The sequence below is a fragment of the Rugamonas rivuli genome, assembly GCF_009380165.1.
GTDB classification, from domain to species: domain Bacteria; phylum Pseudomonadota; class Gammaproteobacteria; order Burkholderiales; family Burkholderiaceae_D; genus Rugamonas; species Rugamonas rivuli.
Genome location: NZ_WHUF01000001.1, coordinates 77,843 through 103,386, shown reverse-complemented (window position 1 = coordinate 103,386; position 25,544 = coordinate 77,843). Strand labels below are relative to the sequence as shown.

The 25,544-nt window shown below is 64.0% G+C and carries 21 protein-coding genes; 5 read left to right on the top strand and 16 right to left on the bottom strand.

All coding sequences use genetic code 11. From position 1 onward, the window contains the following. The first annotated feature begins 40 nt into the window (after nt 1-40). The 3 genes from GEV01_RS00500 (at nt 41) to GEV01_RS00490 (ending at nt 5,149) form a co-directional block, all read left to right on the top strand. The gene (locus GEV01_RS00500; RefSeq protein ID WP_152800687.1) at nt 41-712 is read left to right on the top strand and encodes a flagellar brake protein; all 672 of its coding nucleotides are present in this window, start codon (nt 41-43) and stop codon (nt 710-712) included. 80 nt (nt 713-792) lie between these two features. Further along, nucleotides 793-4,203 (top strand): hybrid sensor histidine kinase/response regulator, encoded by a 3,411-nt coding sequence (locus GEV01_RS00495; RefSeq protein ID WP_152800685.1) that lies wholly within the window; start codon nt 793-795, stop codon nt 4,201-4,203. After that, a complete protein-coding gene (locus GEV01_RS00490) occupies nt 4,187-5,149 on the top strand; it encodes a response regulator transcription factor (protein WP_152800683.1) in 963 nt (320 codons plus the stop codon). The genes GEV01_RS00495 and GEV01_RS00490 overlap by 17 nt, the downstream gene beginning before the upstream one ends. Here GEV01_RS00490 and GEV01_RS00485 read toward each other — a convergent pair. The 9 genes from GEV01_RS00485 to GEV01_RS00445 form a co-directional block, all read right to left on the bottom strand. Then, nucleotides 5,091-5,687 (bottom strand): trimeric intracellular cation channel family protein, encoded by a 597-nt coding sequence (locus GEV01_RS00485; protein WP_152800681.1) that lies wholly within the window; start codon nt 5,685-5,687, stop codon nt 5,091-5,093. The genes GEV01_RS00490 and GEV01_RS00485 overlap by 59 nt on opposite strands. An 86-nt stretch (nt 5,688-5,773) precedes the next feature. After that, nucleotides 5,774-6,616 carry a hypothetical protein gene (locus GEV01_RS00480; protein ID WP_152800679.1) on the bottom strand — a complete coding sequence of 281 codons (843 nt, stop codon included), beginning with the start codon at nt 6,614-6,616 and terminating at the stop codon, nt 5,774-5,776. Between the two features lie 88 nt (nt 6,617-6,704). Further along, on the bottom strand, nt 6,705-7,403 hold the full coding sequence (gene urtE, locus GEV01_RS00475) for an urea ABC transporter ATP-binding subunit UrtE (RefSeq protein WP_116988640.1): 699 nt from the start codon (nt 7,401-7,403) through the stop codon (nt 6,705-6,707). Between the two features lie 5 nt (nt 7,404-7,408). After that, entirely contained in the window at nt 7,409-8,218 is an 810-nt protein-coding gene (gene urtD, locus GEV01_RS00470; RefSeq protein WP_152800677.1) for an urea ABC transporter ATP-binding protein UrtD, read from the bottom strand. Next, nucleotides 8,215-9,297, bottom strand: a complete 1,083-nt coding sequence (gene urtC / locus GEV01_RS00465; RefSeq protein ID WP_152800675.1) for an urea ABC transporter permease subunit UrtC — start codon at nt 9,295-9,297, stop codon at nt 8,215-8,217. The genes urtD and urtC overlap by 4 nt, the downstream gene beginning before the upstream one ends. Further along, the gene (gene urtB / locus GEV01_RS00460) at nt 9,294-10,868 is read right to left on the bottom strand and encodes an urea ABC transporter permease subunit UrtB (RefSeq protein WP_152800673.1); all 1,575 of its coding nucleotides are present in this window, start codon (nt 10,866-10,868) and stop codon (nt 9,294-9,296) included. Before urtB ends, urtC begins: the two co-directional genes overlap by 4 nt. A 68-nt stretch (nt 10,869-10,936) precedes the next feature. Next, entirely contained in the window at nt 10,937-12,205 is a 1,269-nt protein-coding gene (urtA, locus tag GEV01_RS00455; protein ID WP_152800671.1) for an urea ABC transporter substrate-binding protein, read from the bottom strand. A gap of 22 nt (nt 12,206-12,227) precedes the next feature. Continuing rightward, the gene (locus GEV01_RS00450) at nt 12,228-13,340 is read right to left on the bottom strand and encodes a porin (protein WP_235914108.1); all 1,113 of its coding nucleotides are present in this window, start codon (nt 13,338-13,340) and stop codon (nt 12,228-12,230) included. A 34-nt stretch (nt 13,341-13,374) separates the two neighbouring features. Continuing rightward, the gene (locus GEV01_RS00445; protein ID WP_175022853.1) at nt 13,375-14,094 is read right to left on the bottom strand and encodes a S41 family peptidase; all 720 of its coding nucleotides are present in this window, start codon (nt 14,092-14,094) and stop codon (nt 13,375-13,377) included. Between the two features lie 118 nt (nt 14,095-14,212). Here GEV01_RS00445 and GEV01_RS00440 point away from each other — a divergent pair, with 118 nt between their 5' ends. Next, the gene (locus GEV01_RS00440) at nt 14,213-14,440 is read left to right on the top strand and encodes a hypothetical protein (protein WP_070359967.1); all 228 of its coding nucleotides are present in this window, start codon (nt 14,213-14,215) and stop codon (nt 14,438-14,440) included. A 21-nt stretch (nt 14,441-14,461) separates the two neighbouring features. On the opposite strand, the gene GEV01_RS00435 is transcribed toward GEV01_RS00440, so the two are convergent. Beyond that, nucleotides 14,462-15,490: a hypothetical protein gene (locus tag GEV01_RS00435; RefSeq protein ID WP_152800667.1), complete on the bottom strand. Its 1,029-nt coding sequence runs from the start codon at nt 15,488-15,490 to the stop codon at nt 14,462-14,464. A 115-nt stretch (nt 15,491-15,605) separates the two neighbouring features. On the opposite strand from GEV01_RS00435, the gene GEV01_RS00430 reads away from it, so the two are divergent. Beyond that, nucleotides 15,606-16,028, top strand: a complete 423-nt coding sequence (locus GEV01_RS00430) for a hypothetical protein (protein WP_152800665.1) — start codon at nt 15,606-15,608, stop codon at nt 16,026-16,028. Between the two features lie 12 nt (nt 16,029-16,040). Here the strand turns inward: GEV01_RS00430 and GEV01_RS00425 are convergent, their stop codons facing one another. The 6 genes from GEV01_RS00425 to smc are packed head-to-tail and all read right to left on the bottom strand — an operon-like array spanning nt 16,041 to nt 25,499. Then, nucleotides 16,041-17,006, bottom strand: coding sequence for an ion channel (locus GEV01_RS00425; RefSeq protein WP_152800663.1), 966 nt, complete (start codon nt 17,004-17,006; stop codon nt 16,041-16,043). 9 nt (nt 17,007-17,015) lie between these two features. Then, nucleotides 17,016-17,552, bottom strand: coding sequence for a peptide deformylase (gene def / locus GEV01_RS00420; RefSeq protein WP_152800661.1), 537 nt, complete (start codon nt 17,550-17,552; stop codon nt 17,016-17,018). After that, nucleotides 17,549-18,451: a UTP--glucose-1-phosphate uridylyltransferase GalU gene (galU, locus tag GEV01_RS00415; RefSeq protein ID WP_152800659.1), complete on the bottom strand. Its 903-nt coding sequence runs from the start codon at nt 18,449-18,451 to the stop codon at nt 17,549-17,551. The genes def and galU overlap by 4 nt, the downstream gene beginning before the upstream one ends. A gap of 15 nt (nt 18,452-18,466) precedes the next feature. Continuing rightward, nucleotides 18,467-20,803, bottom strand: coding sequence for an NAD-dependent DNA ligase LigA (gene ligA, locus GEV01_RS00410; RefSeq protein ID WP_152800657.1), 2,337 nt, complete (start codon nt 20,801-20,803; stop codon nt 18,467-18,469). A gap of 11 nt (nt 20,804-20,814) precedes the next feature. Continuing rightward, nucleotides 20,815-21,975 (bottom strand): cell division protein ZipA C-terminal FtsZ-binding domain-containing protein, encoded by a 1,161-nt coding sequence (locus GEV01_RS00405; RefSeq protein ID WP_152800655.1) that lies wholly within the window; start codon nt 21,973-21,975, stop codon nt 20,815-20,817. Further along, on the bottom strand, nt 21,972-25,499 hold the full coding sequence (smc, locus tag GEV01_RS00400; RefSeq protein WP_328595398.1) for a chromosome segregation protein SMC: 3,528 nt from the start codon (nt 25,497-25,499) through the stop codon (nt 21,972-21,974). The genes GEV01_RS00405 and smc overlap by 4 nt, the downstream gene beginning before the upstream one ends. Nucleotides 25,500-25,544 lie beyond the last annotated feature (45 nt).

The window sequence follows — 25,544 nt, the reverse complement described above, 5'->3', positions numbered from 1 at the left end:
CGCTGTGGAACCAATACCGGCGGGTTCGAAGCCGCATGAAATGACCGATGAGCATGACATCGGCGATTCACTGACCCTGCTCGCCGACAACGGCGATCCGATCTCGATTTACCCATCTACCACCACCAACGTGGTGATGGCGCGCATCAAGTCGGTCGATCCTGAAAATCCGCACTTTGTGCTGGAGCTGAACGAGGGCGAGTTCCTCCCGCCCGGCGACGCCGTCTTCGTGGCCTGGCTGCGCGCGGCCAAGATCCAGTTCAAGCTCAGCTCCCCCGACTGGGCCTGCACGCCCGGCGAGCCTACCCTGATCCCGCTGGACTTCCCGACCAGGTGCCAGGTGCTGAACCGCCGCGCTTCGACGCGGCTGGAAACCCCGCTGGGCATCTACTACATGGCTTCGTTTGTCCTGAACGGCAAGCCGTATGAGCTGCAGCTGTACGACTTCTCGGCCGGCGGCGTCGGCATGCGCGCACCACCGCGCGACTGCCAGGGCCTGTACGTGGGCCGCAAGCTGCAACGCGTGCGGCTGGAACTGGGGCCGGACTCGGTGATGATCGCCGACCTGGAAGTGCGGCTGTCGCGCACCTTCCGCTCCTTCCTGCTGGGCGAGCAGGTGCAGATCGGCTGCCAGTTCTCCAACCTGTCGCCGTCGATGCAGGAAGAGCTGGCCCGCCTGCTCGACAAGCTCAACCACAGCAAGCAGCGCTAAACCGCACGCGACAGCCTTGCTGGGCATGCAACTTGCTTAAAAAAGCAGCTTAGATAGCTGCTTTTTTTTATGGGCCCGGCATGACAAAAATAGAGAGCGAACCGACGCAACGCATCGTCAAGATCCGTCGCGACTACAACACCTGGGTGGCCAACGAAACCATCGAGGACTATGCATTGCGCTACACGCCGCGCGCGTTCCGCAAATGGTCGGTGTTCCGCGTATCGAACACCGCCTTCGGCGCGATCTCGTTTTTGGTGCTGGAGGCGATCGGCGGCACCATCACCGTCAACTACGGCTTCATCAACGCGCTGTGGGCCATCATGGCGGTCGGCCTGATCATCTTCCTCACCGGCCTGCCGATCAGCTACTACGCCGCCAAGTACGGCGTCGACATGGACCTGCTGACGCGCGGCGCCGGCTTCGGCTACATCGGCTCGACGATATCGTCCTTCGTCTACGCCTCGTTCACCTTCATCCTGTTCGCGCTGGAAGCGGCCATCATGGCCTATGCGCTGGAGCTGTACTTCCACCTGCCACTCTATCTGGGCTACATGGTCAGCGCGCTGGTCGTGATCCCGCTGGTGACGCACGGCGTCACGCTGATCAGCCGCATCCAGATGCTGACGCAGCCGGTGTGGCTGGTGCTGATGGCCCTGCCCTTCATCGCCATCCTGCAAAAGCAGCCGGAGCTGCTGCCGCAGCTGCTGCACTACGCCGGCCGCTCCGGCGAGAACGGCCACTTCAACGTGCTGATGTTCGGCGCCGCCACGGCGGTCGGCGTGGCGCTGATCACGCAGATCGGCGAGCAGGTCGACTTCCTGCGCTTCATGCCGCAAAAGACCGCCGTCAACCGCTACCGCTGGCATCTGGGCGTGCTGATCGCAGGGCCGGGCTGGATCCTGCTCGGCATCGCCAAGATGCTGGGCGGCGCGCTGCTGGCCTTCCTGGCGATCAGCAGCGCGGTGCCGCTGGCGCAGGCGGTCAACCCGACGCAGATGTACCTGGCCGGCTTCGGCCAGGTGTTCGCCAACCCGTCGCTGGCGCTGCTGGCGACGGCGCTGCTGGTGGTGATCTCGCAGGTCAAGATCAACATGACCAATGCCTATGCGGGTTCGCTGGCGTGGTCCAACTTCTTCGCTCGGCTCACGCACAGCCATCCGGGGCGCGTGGTGTGGGCCGTGTTCAACGCGCTGATCGCCGTGCTGCTGATGGAGCTGGACGTGTTCCAGGCGCTGGACCAGGTGCTCGGCCTGTACTCCAACATCGCCATCTCGTGGATCACGGCGGTGGTGGCGGACCTGGTGGTCAACAAGCCGCTGGGACTGAGCCCGAAAGGCATCGAGTTCCGCCGCGCCTATTTGTACGACATCAATCCGGTCGGCGTCGGCGCCATGCTGCTGGCGTCCGCGCTGTCGGTGGCGGCCTTCACGGGATTGTTCGGCCATCAGGCGCAGGCCTTCTCCGCCTTCATCGCGCTGCTGACGGCCTTCGTGGCATCGCCGCTGATCGCCATCGCCACCAAGGGCAAGTACTACATCGCCCGCAAGCCGGCGCATGTGCACAGCAAGACCTGCGTGATCTGCGAAAAGGAATACGAATCCGAGGACATGGCGCACTGCCCGGCCTATCAGGGTTCGATCTGCTCACTGTGCTGCTGCCTGGACGCGCGCTGCAACGATGTCTGCAAGCCGCACGCGAAGGTATCATCGCAATGGCAGGCGGCGATGCAGGCGCTGCTGCCCAAATCGCTGTGGCGCTACCTGAGCAGCGGACTGGGACACTATCTGCTGCTGATGATCGTCACCGTGCTGTTCCTGGGTGCGCTGCTGGGACTGATCTACTACCACGAGCAATCGGTGCTGGCGGCCGGCGACGCCGCGCTGCTGCCGCAGCTGCAGCTGGTGTTCTTCAAGATCTTCGCGGCGCTGCTGCTCACCAGCGGCATCGTCGCCTGGTGGCTGGTGCTGACCAGCGAAAGCCGCCGCGTGGCGCAGGAAGAATCGAACCGCCAGACCGGCCTGCTGACGCGCGAGATCGAACTGCACAGCCAGACCGACGCCCAGCTCCAGCAAGCCAAGAAGACCGCCGACCTGGCCAACCAGGCCAAGAGCCGCTACATCGCCGGCATCAGCCACGAGATCAGGACGCCGCTGAACTCCATCCTCGGCTACGCGCAGCTGCTGGACAACGATCCATCGATACCGGAGCACCGCCAGCAAGCCATCCGCGTGATCCGCAGCAGCGGCGAGCACCTGCTGTCGCTGATCGAAGGCACGCTGGACATCGCCCGCATCGAAGGCGGCAAATTCAACTTCGACATGAAGGAGCTGAACTTCCCCGACTTCATCGGCCAGATCGTGCGCATGTTCGAACTGCAGGCGGCCAACAAGGGACTGGCCTTCCGCTACGAGCTGACCGGCGCGCTGCCGCGCATCGTGCGCGCCGACCGCAAGCGGCTGGGGCAAATCCTCATCAACATCCTCGGCAACGCGGTCAAGTTCACCAGCACCGGCGGCATCGTGCTGCGCCTGCAGTATGCGCGCGAGATGGCCTCGTTCGAAATCGAGGACAGCGGCCCCGGCATCCTGCAGGAAGAGATCGACCATATCTTCGAACCGTTCTCGCGCGGCAGCGCCAGCGCGCACGCCAACGCCAGCGGCACGGGCCTCGGCCTGCCGATCTCCAAGATGCTGACGCAGCTGATGGGCGGCGAACTGAATATCCGCAGCACGCCGCAGCAAGGCAGCGTATTCCACATCCGCCTGTTCCTGCCCAGCGTGCACGCCTCGGCCAGGGAGTTGAAGGAACTGGAGCAGCCGGCGGCGCAGCGCACCGGCTATCGCGGCACGCGGCGCCGCATCCTGGTGGTCGACAACGAACGGGTCGACCGCGAGATGCTGCTCAACATACTGACGCCGCTGGGCTTCGATGTGGCGCTGGCCGAATCCGGCCTCGAATGCCTGGACCTGCACGCCTCCTTCAAGCCGGACCTGATCCTGATGGACCTGGCCATGCCGGCCATGGACGGCTGGGAAGCCAGCTACATCCTGCGCCGGCGCCAGCTGTCGCAGGTGCCGATCGCCATCGTCTCCGCCAACGCCTTCGACAAGGGCATGGAAAACGCCGCCGGCATCACGGCGGCGGACTTCATCGTCAAGCCGGTCAACGTGGCCGAGCTGCTGGACTGGATAGGCCAGCGCCTGGCGCTGGAATGGATCACGCAGCCGGCCATCAGCATCGAGGTGGCGGCGGCCGCGCCGGAACTGGCGCGGCTGGTGCTGCCGCCCGCCGCGCAACTGGCGGCGCTGAATGAACTGATCCGCATCGGCTACGTGCGCGGCATCCAGAACAAGCTCGATGAAATCAGCGCGCTCGATGCGCGCTACCTGCACTTCACGCAAACCATGCACAATTTCGCCGCCCGCTTCCAGCTGGACGCGATGGCCGACTTCCTCCGAAAGAACCAGACCGATGAACTTCAACATTGACCCAGCCCGCGGCGACGTCGTCCTGGTGGTGGACGACGTGCCGGAAAACCTGGCCGTGCTGCACGACGCATTGGACGAATCGGGCTACACCGTGCTGGTGGCGAACAACGGCGCCACGGCCTTGCAGCGCGCCGCCGAAGCGCAGCCGGACATCATCCTGCTGGACGCCGTCATGCCCGGCATGGACGGCTTCGAAACCTGCCGCCATTTGAAAGCCAGCCTGGCCACGCGCCACATCCCGGTGGTGTTCATGACCGGGCTGACGGAAGCGGAGCACGTGGTGGCGGCCTTCGCCGCCGGCGGCAACGACTACGTCGCCAAGCCGCTACGCACCAGCGAAGTGCTGGCGCGGATCACCTCCCACATGCAGACGGCGCGGCTGGTGGTCCAGGCCCGCAGCGCGCTGGACGCCTTCGGCAACGCGGTGATCGCGATGACGCCGCGCGACGGCAAGATCGTCTGGCAAACGCCGCTGGCGCGCACGCTGATGCAGGGCTATGCGGTCGATACGGAATTGACGGCGTGGCTGGCGGCGACGCAACTGGCGCACAGCCAGGGCCAGTCGCATCCGCCGCTGACGCTGCAGCGAGCCAGCCGCCGCCTGATCTTCTCGGCGGCGGAGTTCAGCGAAAATGAACAGTGGATGATCGTGCTGCGCGAAGAATCGGACAGCGCGCAGATCGAGAAGCTGATGGCGTCCTTCAAACTGACGCAGCGCGAATCGGAGGTGCTGAACTGGGTCATCAAGGGCAAGACCAACCGCGACATCGGCGACATCCTCGGCACCAGTCCGCGCACGGTGAACAAGCACCTGGAACACGTGTTCGTCAAACTGGGCGTGGAAACCCGCACCTCCGCCGCGGCGGTCGCGATGGGCAAGCTGCGAATCAGAACGACGGAAGCCGCAAGCCCAGTTGAATCGCCAGCAGGCGCACCACCACGATAGAAACCAGGCCGACGCCGAAGGCCCAGCGCGGCGGCATGCCGGCCTTCTTCAGCAGGATGTACAGCAGGATGCCGGCAATGGCGGCGGTGGCGTAGATATCCTGGCGCAGTATCAGCGGCACCTTGGCGGCGAGGATGTCGCGCACCAGGCCTCCGCCGACGCCGGTCAGTGTGCCCATCAGGATGACGATCAGCGCGCGGCAGCCCTGCGCCTCCGCCACCTTGGCGCCGGACATGGCGAACAGCGCCAGTCCCAGCGCGTCGGCGATCAGCAAGGCGTCGGTCGGCACCGGCAGCACCTGCACCCAGACGATGGTGAGGACGGCCGAAGCGACGATCACCAGCAGTGGCTTGGGATCCTCGATCCAGAACACCGGATGGCGGTTCAGCAGCAGGTCGCGCACCGTGCCGCCGCCGATGGCGGTCATCGCGGCCAGCACCATGATCCCCAGCAGATCCAGATGGGAAGCCATCGCCGCCAGCGTGCCGCTGGCGGCAAATACGGCCACGCCGATCAGATCGAGGATATAAAAAAGCAAACGCAACTCCACGGCAAACCTGACAAATAAAAAAGGACCGTTACTTTATCAGCAATCGGCGGCGCGGCCAAATTATGCGGAATGACTCAATGCCGCTTCTCCATGGCGTGCGCCAGCAGCTGCTTGCCCTCGGCGGTCGCGAGCCTGACCTGATCCGGCGACAGCCCCTCTGACATCTTCTGCATAAATTCCTCCGGCAGCGGATTGGGCGTAGTCTTTGAAGCGCCGCCAAGCACCATTTCATAGTGGTCGTGCACGACAGTCGCATAGCGCAGCGCCGCCACCGGATGCTGCTTCAACAGATCACTGTCCTCGTTGTACTCGCCCAGCAGCGTAATGATGCTGGGGATATCGCCCTGCTGCGCCTTCACCTCCAGATAGCCCAGCGCTTCGGCCTTCCACGCCCGTACTAGCGGATCGTCCGGCCGGGATTCCAACGCGGACGGATCGCCAAACGGGCCGGTTTGCAGGAAGGCCAGGTCCGCGCCATCGATGCCCGCCTTGGCCGCCAGGGTCAATAGCTCCAATCGCGCAGTCTTCATCCGTTCGGTCATGTCTGCACACAGCAGTTTTTCCGCGGACTTCTCGGCGACGTTCGCCGGCCGCATGAAGTCCCCATCCGCAACCGCCAGATCGCCGGTGAGTTGGAAGTTGATACAGTTTTGCACCAGCCAGTACGCATCGTAGGCATCGGACGGCCTGCCGGTGCTGGCCAGTTGGTCGACCTGCTGCGCCAGCGTGTAACGCGGGTCGCGTTTGGGCAGCAGGGCTGGATACGTAGGCTTGTGGGTGCCTGCGAGGTCGGCGGGGATAGCCGCCTGCGGTCTGGCAGCTACGGGCTCGCTGGCAGGACGGCTCGACGACCAGTACAAGCCGACCAGGACGAGCGGCACCAGCAGAACGACATACAGCGAAAATTGCGGTCTCATGATGGCTACAAATTGGCAAGAAAGACAATGTAGCATGGAACCTAACTAAAAAATGCGCACTTTGTCACGCCGTGCGCCCTACTCCAACCTAGACAGCCAGGTGGCGCTTGACGTCCGGGTCGTTCATCGCCGCCTGCGCACCGCAAGCCACCACCTCGCCGCGCGACAGCACGATGAACTGGTCGGCCAGTTCGTGGGCGAAGTCGAAGTACTGCTCGCACAGCAGGATCGCCATGTCGCCGCGTTGTCGCAGCAGCCGGATCACGTTGCCGATGTCCTTGATGATGGACGGCTGGATGCCTTCGGTCGGCTCATCGAGGATGATCAGTTTAGGCTCGGCCAGCAGCGCGCGCGCAATCGCCAGCTGCTGCTGCTGGCCGCCAGACAGGTCGCCGCCGCGCCGGTGCAGCATGTCTTTCAGCACCGGGAACAGCTCATACACCTCGCCCTTGATGGTGGACGCCTTCTTGCCGCTGTGCGTGGCGAGGCCCATCAACAGGTTCTCCTCCACCGTCAGCCGCGCGAAGATCTCACGCCCCTGCGGCACGTAGGCGATGCCGGCCCGCGCGCGCTGGTGCGGCGCCATGCGCGTGATGTCGCGCCCTTCCAGCCGCACCGCGCCGGCCGATACCGGCAGTACGCCCATCAGGCATTTGAGCAGCGTGGTCTTGCCGACGCCATTGCGGCCCAACAGCGCCATGCACTTGCCCCGCTCCAGCTCCAGCGAAACGCCACGCAGCGTGTGCGAGGAACCGTAGTACTGGTTGATTTTTTCGACTTGCAGCATATTCGTCAGCGCCCCAGATAAACTTCAATCACCCGCTCGTCGGACTGCACTTGCGACATCGTGCCCTGCGCCAGCACCGAGCCTTCGTGCAGCACCGTCACCACGCCCTGCTGCGCGATCTCCGTCACGAACGCCATGTCGTGCTCCACCACCATGATCGAATGCTTGCCGCGCAATTCGTTGAGCAGCTCCGCCGTGCGCGCCGTTTCGGCGTCGGACATGCCGGCCACCGGTTCGTCCAGCAGTATCAACTGCGGCTCCTGCATCAGCAGCATGCCGATCTCCAGCCACTGCTTCTGCCCGTGCGACAGCAGCCCTGCCAGCCGCTGCTCGCTGCCGTTCAGCCGTATCAGCTTGAGGATCTCGTCGATCTTGCCGCGTTGTTCGGACGACAGCCGCGCGAACAAGGTGGGCCGAACGCGCTTGTCGGTCTTCATCGCCAGTTCGAGATTTTCAAACACGGTGTGCTGCTCGAAGATGGTCGGCCGCTGGAACTTGCGGCCTATGCCGGCGTGGGCGATCTGGTACTCCGTCATGCGGCTCAGGTCCATGGTCTGGCCAAAGAAGGCGGTGCCGGAGGTCGGCCGCGTCCTGCCCGTGATGACGTCCATCATGGTGGTCTTGCCCGCGCCGTTAGGACCGATGATGCACCGCAGCTCGCCGACCGAAATATCCAGGCTCAGTTTATTCAGCGCGCGGAAGCCGTCGAACGACACCGTGATCTCTTCCAGGTACAGGATGGCGCCGTGCGTGGTGTCCAGTCCGGGCTCCGCCACGCGGCCCGACGAGATGTTCAAATGCTCGTTGGCGCTCATGCCTGCTCCTTGCGCCAGCGCGCCGCCAGTCCCGCTATGCCCTGCGGCAGATAGCGCGTCACCAGGATGAAGATCAGTCCCAGCGCGAACAACCACAGATTCGGGAAGGCGCCGGTGAACCAGCTTTTCAAACCGTTGACCGAGAACGCGCCGATGATAGGCCCCAGCAGCGTGCCGCGGCCGCCCACCGCCGCCCAGATCACCATCTCGATCGAGTTCGCCGGCGACATCTCGGACGGGTTGATGATACCGACCTGCGGCACGTACAGCGCGCCCGCAATCCCGCACAACACGGCCGACAGGGTCCACACGAACAGCTTGAACCACAGCGGGTTATAACCGATGAACATCAGCCGCGATTCCGAATCGCGCACCGCTTGCAGCACGCGCCCGAGCTTGGACTTGACGATCCAGCGGCACAGCAGCAGCGAGCCGGCCAGCATCGCCAGCGTGACCAGATACAGCGTCGCCTTGGTGGCGGGCGCGCTGATCGAGTAGCCCAGTATCCGCTTGAAGTCCGTGAAGCCGTTGTTACCACCAAAGCCGGTGTTATTACGGAAGAACAGCAGCATGAAGGCGTAGGTCATGGCCTGCGTGATGATCGAGAAGTACACGCCCTTGATGCGCGACCGGAAGGCGAAGAAGCCGAACACAAACGCCAGCAAGCCCGGCACCAGCACCACCAGCGCCACGCAGTACCAGAAGCTGTCGGTGGCGGACCAGAACCACGGATAAGTTTTCCAGTCGAGGAAAACCATGAAGTCCGGCAGGTCGCTCTGGTACACGCCTTCCCTGCCGATGGCGCGCATCAGGTACATGCCGTGTGCATAAGCGCCCAGCGCGAAGAACACGCCGTGGCCCAGCGACAGGATGCCGGCATAGCCCCACACCATGTCGAGGGCCAGCGCGGCCAGCGCGTAGCACATGAATTTCCCGACCAGGCTGACCATGTAGCTGGGCACATGCAGCGGATGGCCGTCCGCAAAGGCCAGGTTCAGCAAGGGCAGCGCCGCCAGCACCACGCAGCAGGCGGCGATGCCGCTCCACGCCCGGCGCGAAAAGAGAGAGGGATGATTCATTCGGCGCTCCTGCCTTTCATGGCGAACAGGCCCTGCGGCCGCTTCTGGATAAACATGATGATGAAGACCAGGATGGCGATCTTGGCCAGCACCGCTCCCGCCACCGGCTCCAGGAATTTATTCGCTTCGCCCAGTCCCAGCGCGGCGATGATGGTGCCCGCCAGTTGGCCGACGCCGCCCAGCACCACCACCATGAAGGAATCGACGATGTAGCTCTGGCCCAGGTCCGGTCCCACGTTACCCAGCTGCGACAAGGCCACGCCGCCCAGTCCCGCGATGCCGGAGCCGAGGCCGAAGGTCATCATGTCGATCTTGGCGGTGGAGACGCCGACGCAGCCGGCCATACGGCGGTTCTGCATCACGGCGCGGACGAACAGGCCAAGCCGGGTCTTGTTCAATATCAGCCAGACGCCGGCCACCACGAGCAGCGCGAACACGATGATGACGATGCGGTTATAGGCCAGCACCAGCGAGCCGAGCACCGTCACGCCGCCGGACATCCAGGAAGGATTCGCCACCTCGACGTTTTGCGCGCCGAAGATGGTGCGCACCGCCTGCATCAGTATCAGGCTGATGCCCCAGGTGGCCAGCAGCGTTTCCAGCGGACGGCCGTAGAGCCAGCGGATCACCGTGCGTTCCAGCGCGATGCCGACGGCGGCCGTCACCAGGAAGGCGGCCGGCAGCGCGGCGATCAGGTAGCAGTCCACCGCAGATGGGAAGTAGTTGCGGAAGCCGAGCTGGCACAGGTAGGTGGTGTAGGCGCCTATCATCAGCAGTTCGCCGTGGGCCATGTTGATGATGCCCATCAGGCCGAAGGTGATGGCCAGGCCCAGTGCCGTCAGCAGCAGCACGCTGGCCAGCGAGATGCCGTAGAAGACGTTGCCGATAAATTCGGTGCGCGCCAGGCGGCTGTCCAGAGCCTGCAAGGTGTGGGCGGCTGCAACGCGCACCGCCTGGTCGGGTTCTTTATCGCTCAGCATCGCTTGCAGCAGCGGGCGCAGGTTGGCGTTGCTGCTGTCGGCCAGCGCCTCGACGGCGGCCTTGCGCCTGGCGGCGTTTGCCGATTGCAGGTTGGCGGTGGCGGCGACCAGTTGCAGCATGGGGCGAATCTCGGCGTCCTGCTCGTTCGCCAGCGCTTTTTCGATCAACGGGGCTTGCGCCAGCGTGACGCTTTTTTGCAGCTCGGTGGCCGCGGCCAGCCGCTGTGCGCGGTCTGGCGCGAATAGTTTGAGGGCGGACAGCGCGTCGTCCACGGCGCCGCGCAGGCGGTTGTTAACCATGACGCCGTCCAGGCCTTCGGGCAGCGGGCCGGTTGCGCCGGTGGCCGGGTTGTAGGCTTTGTCGTCGGTGACGATGTAGATGCTGCCATCCGGCGTGGCGTACAGGGCGTCGCTCTTGAGCGCCGTCAGCAGGCGGATAGCGTCGTCGTTGGCCAGCGCGCCGATCTTGACGATGGCGTCGACGCGGGCGTCGGGATCGCCGCCGGCCAGGGGCGCCAGCAAGGCGTTGTCGATGGCGGCATGCGCCGCGCAGGACAGCAGCAGGCAAGCCAGGAGCAGGAGTTTTTTCAAGGTGGTGTCCTCAGTGATACTGAATTGCTGCGGGCTCCGTCGCACCGACCGGAGCCCCACGGCACGGCTTACAGCTTCTGCTTGCCCTCATTACCCGGAATGTACGGGCTCCACGGATTTGCGCGCACCGGGCCTGGCGTCTTCCACACCACGCTGAACTGACCGTCCGGACGAATCTCGCCGATAAACACCGGCTTATGCAAATGGTGATTGGTCGGATCCATCGTCAACGTAAAGCCCGACGGCGCCTTGAAGCTCTGCCCCGCCATCGCCGCGATCACCTTGTCGGTGTCGGTCGACTTGGCCTTCTCCACCGCCTGCGCCCACATATGGATGCCGACGTAGGTCGCTTCCATCGGATCGTTGGTCACGACGGTATTCGCGTTCGGCAGCTTCTTGGCGGTGGCATAAGCCTTCCACTTCTTGATGAACTCCGTATTCACCGGATTCTTCACCGATTCGAAGTAGTTCCACGCCGCCAGGTGGCCCAGCAGCGGCTTGGTATCCACACCGCGCAGCTCCTCCTCACCCACCGAGAACGCCACCACCGGCACATCGGTCGCCTTCAAGCCGGCGTTGCCCAGCTCTTTGTAGAACGGCACGTTGGAATCGCCGTTGATGGTGGAGATCACCGCCGTCTTGCCGCCGGCCGAGAACTTCTTGATGTTGGCGACGATGGTCTGGTAGTCCGAGTGGCCGAACGGGGTGTACACCTCGTCGATATCGCTATCCTTCACGCCCTTGCTCTTCAGGTAGGCGCGCAGGATCTTGTTGGTGGTGCGCGGATAAACGTAGTCGGTCCCCAGCAGCACGAAGCGCTTGGCGCCGCCGCCCTCCTTGCTCATCAGGTATTCCACCGCAGGTATCGCCTGCTGGTTCGGCGCGGCGCCGGTGTAGAACACATTCTTCTCCAGCTCCTCGCCCTCGTACTGCACCGGGTAGAACAGCAGGCTATTCAACTCCTTGAACACGGGTAGTACCGACTTGCGCGACACCGACGTCCAGCAGCCGAACACCACGGACACCTTGTCCTGCGCGATCAGCCCGCGCGCCTTCTCGGCAAACAGCGGCCAGTTGGAGGCCGGATCGACCACCACCGCCTCCAGCTTCTTGCCCAACACGCCGCCCTTGGCGTTGATTTCGTCGATGGTCATCAACGCCACGTCTTTCAGCGACGTTTCGGAAATCGCCATCGTGCCCGACAGCGAATGGAGGATGCCGACCTTGATGGTGTCGGCGGCGTAGGCGCAGGTGGACCAAGAAGCACCGGCGGCCAGCACGGCGGTGGCGGTGGCGATGCGGCTCAGGGAGGCGATAAAATTGCGACGATTTTGCATGGGATAGCTCCGTGTGGTGGAATTAGAATTGCAGCTGCAAAGTGACCGAGAACTTGTCCGTATCGGCGGCCTTGGTCATCTTGGTCTTCGAGTACACGGCGCTGAGCTGCGCGTTGTAGCCGTCGATGATGTAGTTCACGCCCGCGTCATACTGTTTGGTGTCGATGTCGGTGTCGGCGGCGAACTTCTGCCAGCGCACGAAGGGCTGGAACTTGCCCCAGCCGGCCTTCTCTTCGAAGATCCAGGAAGCGCCCGCCGAATAAGCCTTGCCCTGTTCGGACTTGATGATGTTGTCGGTGTTGTAGTCGTACCAGGCCGCCTCCAGCGCGAAGGCGCCGGAACCCTTGACCCGCTTCTCCATCAGGAAGTCGACGTTGTAGGAGCTGTACTTGCCGCTCTTGGCGACGGTGAGGATGCCGTCCTTCTGGTAGCGTCCCGCCACGCCTATCGACAGGATGTCGGCGCTGCCGAGATAATTGCCGGTGCCGTAGTAGCCCGGTTCCGCGTCCCAGAAATCGTACTGCAAGCGGCCGGCGTACATCAGCGAGTCATCGGCCTTGACGCCTGCCGCCTTGGCCTGCGATTGCGTCATCGAGCCGATGCCGAAGGTATGGCCTTCGAACACGCCGAACGAGTAACCGAGCTTGCCCTCGGCAACGGCGCCCCAGACCACCACGCCGTCGTCGCGGCCGCGGAAGATGCCGCCGTTGTAGCCGTAGCGCGAAGCCACGCCGGCCCAATAGCCGCCGCCCAGCGAGTAGTACGGCCCTGCCATGTTAGCGCGGTCGCTCGGCGACAGCAGGCGGCCCGCCCAGATGTTCAACTCGGGCAAAATGGCGAACTGGCCGGCGGCGTCCAGGATGCGGATCTTGTCGCCGTCCCACTCGGTGTTCAGCATGCCCTTGATGTTCTTGTTGAGCGAGGCCCCCAGGAACAAGCGCGCCGAATCCAGATTGAAGTCGCTGGAGCGGTCGGTGCCATTGGGCGCCCCGTCCTTGGTGCTGGTGTAGCTCTCGCGCATGCCGAAGCCGACGCTGACCGACTTGTCTTCGCCGAAATTGACCGTGGCGCCGGCGTGCGCATTGCCGACCACCGCCACTGCTGCGGCCAGCAGCATTCCCCGTTTCAAACCCATCTTGTTCCCCTTTTCGGTTTTGGATGCTGCAAGATTAGCCAGCAGACAAGCCGTGAGGAATACGTCGAATGACGTAGTGGTATGGGAGGGACAGGACGCCCTTGCCGACAAACAGGCTGCCGTCCGGGTAGACATCGCGCTTGACGCAGATGCGGGCATTGCCGCCGCCCGGCAGCGCAAAGAACAAAGGCTGGCCGGTGCTGCCGCCGGTGGCCTCGCCGACGATGACGCCGCGCTTCATCAGCCGGAAGGCGACGGTGAAGTCTTCCGCTGCCGAGAAGGTCTGCGGGCCGATCAGCACAGCCACCGGACCGTTGAAGACTTCCTTGTGCTGCTCCGTATAGCCGCCATCGGAGGCCAGCGGCGCCCAGGATACAGCGCGGCTCGCGTGCGCGCGGCTGACGGCATTGTCGTCGCGGCGGTAGGAGGCTGCGCTGACAATCGGCCGGCGGCTCAGCCACGACAAGATCCTCAGGCCGAAATCGCTGGAACCTCCGCCGTTGCGGCGCACGTCGATCACCAGCCCTTTCACCTTCAGGATCTCAGGCATAGCCAACTCAAACATCTTGACGCTTTCTTCGCTCTCGAAATGGTCGATGGAGATATAGGCGATATCGGGCTTGTACGGCGTGGCGATGGCGGGAACCGTGTACAGCCGCTCCGGCAAAGGCGGCGTCGCATCCGCCGTTGCCGTCAGAGGCGCGGCCAGTGCGAACAACGCAAGTACGGCGAGTGGTTTGAATGGCGATCGCATCGTCTGCCATTGCATAAAAACCAAGATGCCAGATATTGACAGAACCTCCACACCGGCGCAAGCACCGCCGGCGCGGATTTGGTGGCACAATACCGGCTTACTTTTTCGGAGCCCAACCATGACCATCTTCGCCGCCCCCGTATTCGACGCCACCGTGATCTACGAAGGCAATGAGCTGTTCAAGGGCCAGGGCGCGGCGCGCGGCTGGGCCGAGAAACTGGCGAAGGAACTGGAGTGCGAAATCGGCGTCGAGAAGATCGGCACCGGTTGGGTGCTGACCGGCACCGTCGACGGCGAAGCCTGCAAATGGAGCATCGTCGGCCAGCGCCTCAAGCGCATGGACTAAAGCGCGCGTTAGCGCACAACATCAGCGGCCAGCGGCGACCGGCGCTGAAGCCTCGGCGCGCAGGATGATCACGGCGGTGGCGATGTCCTCGTGGCGATTGCGCGCCGGCGAGTTGACCGTCATGTAGATTTTCACCGCCGCCAGCGTGGCGTGGTCGCCGAAAAACGCGCCCTCGGCGTCGTAGCGCTCCGGGAAGTTCTCCTTGTTCAGTGGGCACGACAGCGATTCATTCTTTCCGCGATTCGGCCGCTTCTCGCATTTGACGTAGCTGTCGCCGTTGACGGCGGCGGCGATCAGATGATCTGTGGCCTGGTCCAGCATTACCGGAAAACTGAAGCGGCGCGCAACCCCGTCCACCTTCATCTCGAAACTGAACACACCCTTATAGGCCGGCAGACTATCGAGTTTCAGTTTGGCGTCCGATATTTTACCGGGCGGGATAAAGCCGTCGCCGCCAAGGCCGCCGCGGAAGGTCGCGTCGGTGCCGTCGATCTGGCGGTACTCCATGGTGCGGTGTATGAACAGCAGATTGTCGTAGGCCGATTGCGGAAGCGGTTTATTGGCCGCCATGGCCTGGGCCTGGGCCATGATCGCCAGCATGCGCGCCTGCCGCTCCGCCGGTCCCGGCATGGGTCCGCGACTGGCCTCAACGGTCAACCGCACCTTCGACTCCTGGCCGACAAACAGATGCAGGTTGTCGCGCCGGCCCCACCATAATTCGCCAACCGGCCCGGTGCTGCCGGACTGCTCCCACGCCGCCGGGTCGTAGGTATCCTTCGGCGACGGATCTTCGCGCCCCACGTCCGGATTGCGAAGTCCTACCAGCTTGTCGTCCTTGCTGAACGCCGCCATTTTTTGCGAGCTGCCGTAGTTGGTCGCGCCGACGCCGGCGTTGGACGAATACTGCGAACACACGTTCTGGCTGGCGCCGGCGGGTAGCCATGGTTTGGCCGCCGGCGGGCAGCGCTCCAGTGTTTCCGGGCCTGCTGCGGCGGGCAACGTCACGCACAGTGCTGCCAGTAACGGCAGGGTCGAGTACTTGTTTTTCATGCGGCGTAGGCTTGAGCTAAAAAATAATATTATATGCATGATAATAATCAGGCGTCGCACAATGCGGTGTTCGGAGTAGAATTTAGCTTTGACTATGCCGCCGGGTCGTTTCGCCATGCCTCAAGCACTGCCCTTTCAGCTTCGAAAAGAATGCCCGCCCGGCGCGTGCGAGTGCCGCCGCGACGAACTGCTGGAACAGTGGGACCAGGCGCCCGAGGAGACGGACATCCGCATCCTGCGCCTCACGCGCGATGAAGAGAAGCTGCTGATCGCCAGGATAGAGAACATCGCCAGCTTCGAGGAGCTGGGCCGCATCGAGCAGCGCATGCTGGAGCAGCTGGGCATACGCCTGACCATCACGCCCAGCCTGAACGGCGTGCGCACCGTGATGGGCCTGCAGATACGCCTGGCGGAGCAGCAAGGCCTGTGCCGCAAGACCCGCGAGCAAGTGCCAGCCGCCGTGCGGCGCTGCCTGCACAACCACCCCGATATCGTCTACGCGCTGCTGAACTCCCGCGACCTGCTGGGCGCAGGCTGACGCCCTTCCCTCTTAGCCGGGATGCGCCAGCGCCGCGCCGGGCATGCTGCCGCCGGCCGTGCCGTCCGGGTAGATGTCGTGGAATTTGCTGTAGTCCAGTATCCGCACATTGCCCTCCAGTTTGTCCGACATGATGTCGGCGAAGTGGTGGTTGAAGAAGATGTGCTCCGCCGCGTAAGTCTGGCGCGCGTGGACGAAATCGTTGAGCGTGTCGTCGGTGCCGGAAACGGCTACCGACAGCGTCGCGCCTTCATTGTGCAGGTCTTCCTGCGACTTGCCCCAGAACGGACTCGATTCGTCGATCTTGTGCAGGATGGTCCACGTCAGCGCGAACACGCCGGAATGCTCGCGCTCCAGTTGCAGGTCGTAGAAGCGCGTGAAGATCTGCCCTTCCAGCGTGGTTTCGCGGCGTATCAGCGTGGCCCGCACCGAGGCTTCCAGTATCAGGTTGCCGCGTTCATTCCCGGTCCTCAGCATCAGCGTCGGCACGCCGTTGAACGGCGTGACCACTGCGACATCGGAAAACATGATGCGCGAAGTCGGCCGCGAGAAGCGGGCGAACAGCAGCCCCGTCACCGCCGCCACTTCCACCATGCCTAGCAGGATTTCGGTCGAGGCGACAATGTGGCCATAGGTCGATCCTGGGTTCATAAACCCGTAGCCGACGGTGGCCAGCGTTTCGATCGAGAAGAACACCGCGTCCGGGAAGTAGCCGGGCCGCGCATTGGAGATCGAACCGGGCACCAGGTAGAACGCCAGCGCAAACGCCACGTTAGTCACCAGGTACAGCGCGCCGACCAGCAGGAAGAAATGCGTCCAGCTCAGGGTCAGCATCCAGTGGTAGATGTCGCCCCAATGCGGGCGGCCCAGGCCTACCCGCTTGATCTGCGAAGTCCCCATGCGGAACACGCCACGGTCGTTGCCGACGCGGGGACGGATCACCTTCTGCGCGGGCTTGCGCGCCGGACCTTCACTCATGGCCGGCCCTCAATCGTCGTCGTTGGGATCGAGGCCGGGGAACATCACCTCGGTAAAGCCGAACTTCGAAAAGTCGGTGATGCGCATCGGGTACAGCACGCCGAGCAGGTGGTCGACTTCATGCTGCACCACGCGCGCGTGGAAGCCGTCGACATCGCGGGAGATGGGTTGCTTGAACTGGTCCACGCCCTCATAGCGCAGCTTGACGAAACGCGGCACGCTGCCGCGCAGGCCGGGCACCGACAGGCAGCCTTCGAAACCCTCTTCCTTTTCGTCGGACAGCGGCGTCAGCACCGGATTGATTAATACCGTTTCCGGCACTTGCGGCGCATCCGGATAGCGCGCGTTCTGCTTGAAACCGAAGATCACCAGCTGCAGGTTGACGCCGATCTGCGGCGCCGCCAGGCCCGCGCCATTGGCCGCGTGCATGGTGTCGAACATGTCGGCGATCAGCTCGCGCATGGCGGGCGTGTCGAACTCCGTTACCGGCTCCGCCACGCGCAGCAGGCGCGGGTCGCCCATCTTCAGGATTTCGCGGACGGTCATTTGATGCCTCCGCCATTGATCTCGCACTGCATCTCGCGCAGGAACTGGCAGTACTCGGCGCCGGTCTCGGGATGCTTGAGGCCCATCGCCGTCATCGCCTTCAGGTAGCCCAGCTTGGAGCCGCAGTCGTAGCGCTGGCCGTCGTAGCGGTAGGCCAGTACGCGTTCATCCTTCATCAGCGCGGCGATGCCGTCGGTCAGCTGGATCTCGCCGCCGGTGCCGGTGCCGAGGTTTTCCAGGTATTGGAAAATCCGGCCGGACAACACGTAGCGTCCCACCACCGCCAGCGTGGACGGCGCCACGTCCGGCGACGGCTTCTCGACGATGCCGTGCACCAGTTCCAGCTTGGGCTGGTAGGCCGAGGCGCTGACGATGCCGTACTGGCGGGTGGCGGCGCGCGGCACTTCCTGCACCGCCAGCACGCTGCAACGCTCGTAGGCGTACAGGTCGGTCATCTGCGCCAGCACCGGCTTGACGCCGTCGGCGGTGTCCATGAAGTCGTCCGCCAGCAGCACGGCGAACGGTTCATCACCGATTACCGGACGCGCACACAGCACCGCATGGCCCAGGCCCAGCGGCTCCGACTGGCGGATGTAGATGCAGTTGACGTTCTTCGGAATGACGTTCTGCACCAGCTCCAGCAAGGCTTTCTTGTCGGCCGCTTCCAGTTCCGCTTCCAGCTCGTAGGCTTTGTCGAAGTGATCCTCGATGGCGCGCTTGTTACGGCCGGTGATGAACACCATTTCGGTGATGCCGGCGGCGACCGCTTCTTCCACCGCGTACTGGATCAGCGGCTTGTCGACGATGGGCAGCATCTCTTTCGGCTGCGCCTTGGTCGCTGGGAGAAAACGGCTGCCAAGACCGGCGACCGGGAACACTGCTTTTCTGATTTTGGACATGATAGCTATCTTGTTTTAACTGGCTTCCAGCAGCGCCAGCAGGCCTGCCTCGTCCAGTATGGTGACTTCGAGTTCCTGGGCCTTGGCCAGCTTGCTGCCAGCATCGGCCCCGGCAACCAGGTAATGGGTCTTCTTGGATACCGAGCCGGATACCTTGCCGCCCTGCGCTTCGATCATGGCGCCCGCCTGATCGCGACTGAGGTTGGGCAGAGTGCCCGTCAATACAAAGGTCTTGCCGGTCAGCGGGCCTTCGGCCGCCTGCTCCGGCAGCTGCGCCAGCAGATCCTTGCGCAGCTGGTCCAGTGCGATCAACTGCTCGCGGTGGCCGGGTTCCGCCATCCACGTCTCCAGCGCTTCAGCCACGCCTGCCGGCAGGCCGAACACGGTGAACACCGGCAGGTGCGCCAGCACTTCCAGCGTCACTTCCTGTTCGACCAGCTGCTTGCTGCGCGGCTCGGTCAATTTCGGTATGCCCAGCGCGGCCATCAGCTTGACGGTGTCGAGCTTCTCGCGCAGCTTGGCGCTTGGCGGATGTTCGCCGGCCGGTGCGACGCCGGCGGCCAGCAAGGCGTCGATGGCCTCCTGGTTTTTCGGCTCGGCGAAGAAGTCGGCGATCGACTCGGCGACGATGCCGCCGATATCGGGCAGCACGCGCAGCAGCGCGGCCGGCACGCGGCGGATCAGATCGAAACGGCCCAGCCATTCGGCCAGCGTCTTGGCGGTCGATTCGCCGACGTGGCGGATGCCGAGCGCGAACAGCATGCGCTCCAGCGGCGGGTTCTTGCTGGCGGCGATGGCTTCCAGTAAATTGTCCGCCCACTTGGTGGCGATCTTGCCCTGTGCGACAGTCTCCGGCGTCGTGCCTTCGCGTTCGTCGGCCAGGCGCTTCATCTCCAGCAGGTCTTCCAGCTTGAGCGCATACAGGTCGGCGACGCGCTGCACCTGGCCGTGTTCCACCAGGTTGTCGATGTAGCGGTCGCCCAGGCCTTCGATGTCCATCATGCGGCGGCCGGCGAAGTGGCGGATCGCCTCCTTGCGCTGGGCCGAGCAGAACAAACCGCCGGAGCAGCGCGCAATCGCCTCGCCCTCTTCGCGCACGACGTGCGAACCGCACACCGGGCAGGTTTTGGGCAGCACGTAGGCTTCCGGCTCCGGCGACAGCCGGCGCTCCAGCACCACGGACAGCACTTCGGGAATGACGTCGCCAGCGCGGCGCACGATGACGGTGTCGCCGATACGCACGTCCTTGCGGCGCACCTCATCTTCGTTATGCAGCGTGGCGTTGGTGACGTTGACGCCGCCGACGAACACGGACGCCAGCCGCGCCACCGGCGTGATGGCGCCGGTGCGGCCGACCTGCACTTCAATCGCCAGCACGGTGGTCAGTGCTTCCTCGGCCGGGAACTTGTGCGCCAGCGCGAAACGCGGCGCGCGCGACACGAAGCCCAGCGTGCGCTGGTCCTGCAGCAGGTTGGCCTTGTAGACCACGCCGTCGATTTCGTATGGCATAGTCGGACGGGCTTCGCCGATCTGTTTGTAGTAGGCCATCAAACCGTCGTAGCCGCGTACTACGGCGCCTTCCTTCGCGACGGGCAGGCCCATGGTGCGGTACCAGTCCAGCAGCGCGGAATGCGACAGCGGCATCTCCGCGCCTTCCAGCGCGCCGACGCCGTAGGCGAAGAAACTCAGGTTGCGGGAGGCGGTGATGCGCGAATCGAGCTGGCGCAGGCTGCCCGCCGCCGCGTTGCGCGGATTGACGAATTCCTTCTGGCCGGCTTCACGCTGGCGCGCATTCATCGCTTCGAAGTCGCTCTTGAACATCAGCACCTCGCCGCGCACGTCGAGCACGGCCGGCGGTGTCGCAGTGAGGAGGCGCAGCGGGATCGTGCGGATGGTGCGGATATTGGCGGTGACATCCTCGCCGGTGTAGCCGTCGCCACGGGTGGCGGCTTGCACCAGCAGGCCGTTCTCGTAGCGCAGGTTGATGGCCAGGCCATCGTATTTGACTTCGGCCGCGTATTCGACGGCGGCCACCGCATCCAGGCCTTCGCGCACGCGGCGGTCGAAGTTCTCGATATCCTCGTCGGTGAAGCCGTTGTTCAGCGACAGCATCGGCACCGTATGCGTGACCTGGTCGAACTGCGGCAGCGGCGCCGCGCCCACGCGCTTGGTGGGCGAATCGGGCAACGCGAACTGCGGGTGCGCTTCCTCCAGCTTTTGCAACTCGACGAACAGCTTGTCGTACTCCGCGTCCGGTATGGTGGGCGCGTCTTCCACATGATAGGCGTGCAGGTGCTTGTTGAGCTCAGCGCTCAACGACTCGATGCGCGCCTTGTAATCCACTTCAGTCATTCCACTTCCTGTCAGCTAAACAAACGCAGCGCGCGAATCGAACCTGCCGGAATATCGGCATCGTTCATCTCGGCGTAGAAGTCCTGTACCTGGCCGGCGATCTCCGACAGAGCGGTGTCCGACAGCGGCTGGTTGTAATCGTCGACGATGGTCGCGTCCAGGCGTCCCACCAGCGATTTGGCGCAAGCGACCATGGCGCCGAAACCGTCGCGGGCCGGAGCCACGCACGGCACGTCCAGCAGCAAGGTCAGTCGCGGCGTGGTTTCCTCGGCCAGCGTGACGTTGGTCGACAACGAGAACAGATGGCCGCCCTCGCCGTCCGGCATCACGTAGCGGCCGTCGGGACGCACGTCGAAGCCCTGTTTCTCCAATGCGCCCAGCAGCGTGGAGATGGCCCACGGCGCGCCGTTGGTTTGCAGGTTGACGCCCAGTTGCGCGTCGTGGCCGGCGACGAAGCGGTGCAGGTTGCGCGCCTCGGCCATCACTTCGATCATGTCCGGGATTTCCGGCTCGGCGCCGATTTCGTCGGCCATGGCGCGCAGGCGCGTGACCAGTTCCGAGTATTCCAGTTCGTTCAATGCGGTGCTGCGGCTGGCCAGCTGCACGCCGCCTTGCAGCTTGGTGTAGACGCCGCCGTGGACGATGGGCTCCCAGTCGCCGCTGACGGCCAGGCCGATGTAGTGCACCGGCTTGTTGCCGACCATGCGCAGCGTTTGCAGCACCGGCAGCAGCTTGTCGCCGCGCGCCGCGCCTTCCAGCGCCAGCGGCAGCAGGCAATCGATCAGCGGGTCGACCAGCGCGGTGGCCTGCTCGGCGGCCGGCGTCACGCTGTTGGCGCGCGGTGCGGCCGGCGGCGCGGTCGGGTCGGCGGGATCCGTTTCGAATTCGGCGGCGACCGCGCCCAGCGCTGCTGCGGCGGCGGAAGCTTCGCCACCGGCCACGCCAGGCGCCGCGCTGTCGAGCGAGAAGCTCGGCTCCTGACGCGCCGGTTCATGGCGCGCGCCGGACGCAGGCGGCGTTTCGCCGGTGCGCATCAGCACATCGTCATGGTCGGTCGAGAAGGCGCGTTCGACGCTCTTCTTGGCCTTGTATTCCTGGATTTTGTTGTACGTGAAAACGCCGGCGACGAATACGCCGGCGATTCCGATCAAACTCATTTGAAGGTCTGTCATGCTGCTTGTGCCTCGGAAGCGAAGTTTGCGGCGGATTCCATATCCACCGCCACGATGCGCGATACGCCCTGCTCTTGCATCGTCACACCGATCAGTTGATTGGCCATCTCCATCGCGATCTTGTTATGCGAAATGAAGAGGAATTGGGTCTGGTCAGACATGCGCTTGACCATCCGGCAGAATCGTTCGGTATTGGCGTCGTCCAGCGGTGCATCGACCTCGTCGAGCAGGCAGAACGGCGCCGGGTTAAGTCGGAACATCGAGAACACCAGCGCCGTTGCGGTCAGCGCTTTTTCACCGCCGGATAACAGGTGAATGGTGGCGTTCTTTTTGCCCGGCGGCTGGGCCATGACCTGCACGCCGGAGTCGAGAATTTCATCGCCGGTCATGATCAGCTTCGCCTGGCCGCCACCGAACAGGATCGGGAACAGTTCGGAGAAGTGGCCGTTGACGCGGTCGAAGGTGTCTTGCAGCAGATCGCGCGTCTCTTTGTCGATGCGCGCGATCGCGTCTTCCAGCGTGTTGATCGCCTCGTTCAAGTCGGCGTTCTGCGCATCGAGGAAGTTCTTGCGTTCGGAGGCCGTCGCCAGCTCGTCGAGCGCCGCCAGGTTGACCGCGCCCAGCATCGAGATCGCATTGGTCAGGCGCGTGACTTCGCCCTGCAGATACGAGGCCTTCATATCGGGATGCAGCTTCTCGGCCAGCGCCGCTTCGTCGGCCTGCACCTCGGCCAGTTGTGCGGCGAACTGCTCCTGGTTCAGGCGCGCGGCCTGCTCCTTCAGCTGCATCTCCATGATCTTGTCGCGCTGCGGTTGCAGCGCGCGCTCGGTCGACATGCGGCCTTCCTCGAACATGCGCAGCTGCTGCGTGATCTGGTCGAGTTCATGGCGCGCGTCGGACAGCGCTTTTTCCTGGCCGGTGCGGCGGTCCAGCAGATCCTGCAAGCCTTCGTTGGCCTGGCCGGATTCGAGGTTGGCCAGTTCGGCCTGTCCCGCTTCCAGGCTTTGCGTGACCTGCGCCACCTGCGCGGTCGCGGTGGCGATCGAGCGGCGGAATTCTTCGATCTTGCTGCGCTGGGATTTCTCCGCGAACTGCGCTTCCTGCGCGCCGCGTTCCAGATCGCGCAAGGCTTCGCGGGCGTCGGCGAGGCGCTGCTCCTTTTCGAGGAACAGGGTCTGGCCTTCCTCGTGGTCGCCCTGGAGGTTGCCGAGTTCCATATCGAGCTGCTCGAACTTTTCCTCGGACTCCATCTTGATCTGGGTTTGTTCTTCTTCCTGCGCGGCGATTTCGGCCAGGTCGGTTTCGATCTGGTTGCTGCGCTGGTTGAAGCGCGCTTCGATCTCCGACAGCTTGACCACGTCCAGCTGCAGGGTGTGCACCGACTGCTGAAGGCTTTGCAGCTTGGCCCGGTACTCGGTCAGGCGGCGCGTCAGTTCGGCGACGGCGGCATCGGCGCGCACCGAACGGGCGCGTGCCTCGTCGGCCAGCATCTGCTGCGCGCGCAGCTGCTTGGTGATGTTGTCGATTTCCTGCTGGCGGCCCAGCATGCCGTCCTGCTCCGAGTCGGCGGCGTAGAAACGCACGCTGCCCTGCGTGACGGCGTGGCCCTGGCGCGTGACGAAGCAGGCGCCGGCCGGCAGTTTCGCGCGCTCGGCGAAGGCTTCGGCCGTGTCCTCGGCGATGTAGACGTTGTGCAGCCAGTCCTGCAGCAGGCCGCGCAGGCCGGGGTCATTCAGCTTGAGCAGATTCAGGAACGGCTGCAGGCCCGCCACTTCCACCGGCGCCGGCGGCACGGCGGTGGACGGCGCGAACAGCGCCAGCTTGGCCGGCGGCGCATCGCTGAAGAAGGCCTTGGCCCATTCGATGTTCGACATCTGCAAGGCCGAGGTGCGCTCGCGCAGCACGGATTCCAGCGCCGTCTCCCAGCCGGATTCGATATTCAGCTTTTGCCACAGGCGCGGCAGCGTATCCAGTTCATGCTTTTGCAGCCACGGCGTGACTTTTCCCTGCGTCTGCACGCGTTCCTGCAACTGGCGCAGCGCGTTCAAGCGCGCTTCAAGTTGGGCGTTGGCGGCGGTTTCGGTGTTGACCTGCTGCTGGGCGGTCTGGCGTTCCTCGTCCAGGCGCGGTTGCTGCTCCAGCGCTTCTTCCAGCAGGAAGCCTTGTTCTTCCAGGGCTTGCTGCTTCTCTTCCAGTTGCAGACGCAGGTTGTTCAGGTGCGCACTGTCCGGCAGATTGAGGCCGCTCTTTTCCTGTTGCAGACGCTCGCGCCGCACGGCCAGTCCGTTGAGGATGTTGTTGGCGTTGCGCTGGTGCGCCGATTCCAGCTCAAGCTGCTGCTGCGCCTGCATGATGCGGGCGCGCGATTCGGTGCTCTTGCCTTGCGCCTCGCGCCACAGCTGTTCCAGCATCGGCAGCGACTCGGCCTTTTGCTCGGCCATCATCTGCGACTGTTCGACCTTGGCCGACAGCTCTTCCAGCGTGAACTCGGCTTCCTCGATCTGGCCGCCGTATTCGCTGGCCTGGTGCTGCCATTGGTCGCGCTGCGCGGTCAGCGCGGCCAGCTGCGCCTGCAGGCGGCTGCGCGATTCGATGACGAACTTGATCTGCGCTTCCAGGCTGCCGATTTCGGCGTTGGTCTGGTACAAGCTGCCCTGCGCCGTGTGCAGGCGGTCGCCGGCCGAGAAGTGCGCCTGGCGCATCTGCTCCAGCGACAGCTCGACGTTGCGCAGCTTGGCGGTCTGTTCTTCCAGGTCGTTCTGCGCCTGCTCCATCTCGCGGAAGTATTTCTTCTGCTCGTTCTCGGCTTCGATCTTGCGCAGCAACCACAGCAGCTTTTGCTTTTCTTCCTGGTCCGATTGCAGCTGGTGGAACTTGGTGGCGACGGCCGCCTGCCCTTCCAGCTTTTCCAGGTTGGAGTTCAGCTCGCGCAGGATGTCGTCCACGCGCAGCAGGTTTTCGCGGGTATCGTGCAGGCGGTTCTCGGTTTCGCGGCGGCGTTCCTTGTACTTGGAAACACCGGCGGCCTCTTCGAGGAACACGCGCAACTCTTCCGGCCGCGATTCGATGATGCGGCTGATCATGCCCTGGCCGATGATGGCGTAGGCGCGCGGGCCGAGCCCGGTGCCGAGGAAGATGTCCTGGATGTCGCGCCGGCGCACCGGCTGGCCGTTGATGTAGTAGGTCGAGGTGCCGTCGCGGGTCAGCGTGCGCTTGACGGCGATTTCGGCATACTGGCCCCACTGGCCGGAGGCCTTGCCGTCGTTGTTGTCGAACACCAGCTCGACCGACGCCCGCCCGGCCGGCTTGCGGTGGGTCGAACCGTTGAAAATAACGTCCTGCATGGACTCGCCCCGCAGCTCGGAAGCCTTGGATTCGCCCAGCACCCAGCGCACGGCGTCGATGATATTCGACTTGCCGCAACCGTTGGGCCCCACCACGCCAACCAACTGACCCGGTACCTGGAAATTGGTGGGATCAACGAAAGACTTAAATCCCGACAATTTGATGGAAGATAGACGCACGTTGTTATCTGGTGTGTGGGCTGGAAAAGTTCACAATAATACCAT

Coding starts and splice junctions, on each gene's coding strand:
- GEV01_RS00500 (WP_152800687.1), top strand. CDS start 41: ATGACCGATGAGCATGACATCGGCGATTCACTGACCCTGCTCGCCGAC.
- GEV01_RS00495 (WP_152800685.1), top strand. CDS start 793: ATGACAAAAATAGAGAGCGAACCGACGCAACGCATCGTCAAGATCCGT.
- GEV01_RS00490 (WP_152800683.1), top strand. CDS start 4,187: ATGAACTTCAACATTGACCCAGCCCGCGGCGACGTCGTCCTGGTGGTG.
- GEV01_RS00480 (WP_152800679.1), bottom strand. CDS start 6,616: ATGAGACCGCAATTTTCGCTGTATGTCGTTCTGCTGGTGCCGCTCGTC.
- urtE (WP_116988640.1), bottom strand. CDS start 7,403: ATGCTGCAAGTCGAAAAAATCAACCAGTACTACGGTTCCTCGCACACG.
- urtD (WP_152800677.1), bottom strand. CDS start 8,218: ATGAGCGCCAACGAGCATTTGAACATCTCGTCGGGCCGCGTGGCGGAG.
- urtC (WP_152800675.1), bottom strand. CDS start 9,297: ATGAATCATCCCTCTCTCTTTTCGCGCCGGGCGTGGAGCGGCATCGCC.
- urtA (WP_152800671.1), bottom strand. CDS start 12,205: ATGCAAAATCGTCGCAATTTTATCGCCTCCCTGAGCCGCATCGCCACC.
- GEV01_RS00450 (WP_235914108.1), bottom strand. CDS start 13,340: ATGGGTTTGAAACGGGGAATGCTGCTGGCCGCAGCAGTGGCGGTGGTC.
- GEV01_RS00445 (WP_175022853.1), bottom strand. CDS start 14,094: ATGCGATCGCCATTCAAACCACTCGCCGTACTTGCGTTGTTCGCACTG.
- GEV01_RS00440 (WP_070359967.1), top strand. CDS start 14,213: ATGACCATCTTCGCCGCCCCCGTATTCGACGCCACCGTGATCTACGAA.
- GEV01_RS00435 (WP_152800667.1), bottom strand. CDS start 15,490: ATGAAAAACAAGTACTCGACCCTGCCGTTACTGGCAGCACTGTGCGTG.
- GEV01_RS00430 (WP_152800665.1), top strand. CDS start 15,606: ATGCCTCAAGCACTGCCCTTTCAGCTTCGAAAAGAATGCCCGCCCGGC.
- GEV01_RS00425 (WP_152800663.1), bottom strand. CDS start 17,006: ATGAGTGAAGGTCCGGCGCGCAAGCCCGCGCAGAAGGTGATCCGTCCC.
- def (WP_152800661.1), bottom strand. CDS start 17,552: ATGACCGTCCGCGAAATCCTGAAGATGGGCGACCCGCGCCTGCTGCGC.
- galU (WP_152800659.1), bottom strand. CDS start 18,451: ATGTCCAAAATCAGAAAAGCAGTGTTCCCGGTCGCCGGTCTTGGCAGC.
- ligA (WP_152800657.1), bottom strand. CDS start 20,803: ATGACTGAAGTGGATTACAAGGCGCGCATCGAGTCGTTGAGCGCTGAG.
- GEV01_RS00405 (WP_152800655.1), bottom strand. CDS start 21,975: ATGACAGACCTTCAAATGAGTTTGATCGGAATCGCCGGCGTATTCGTC.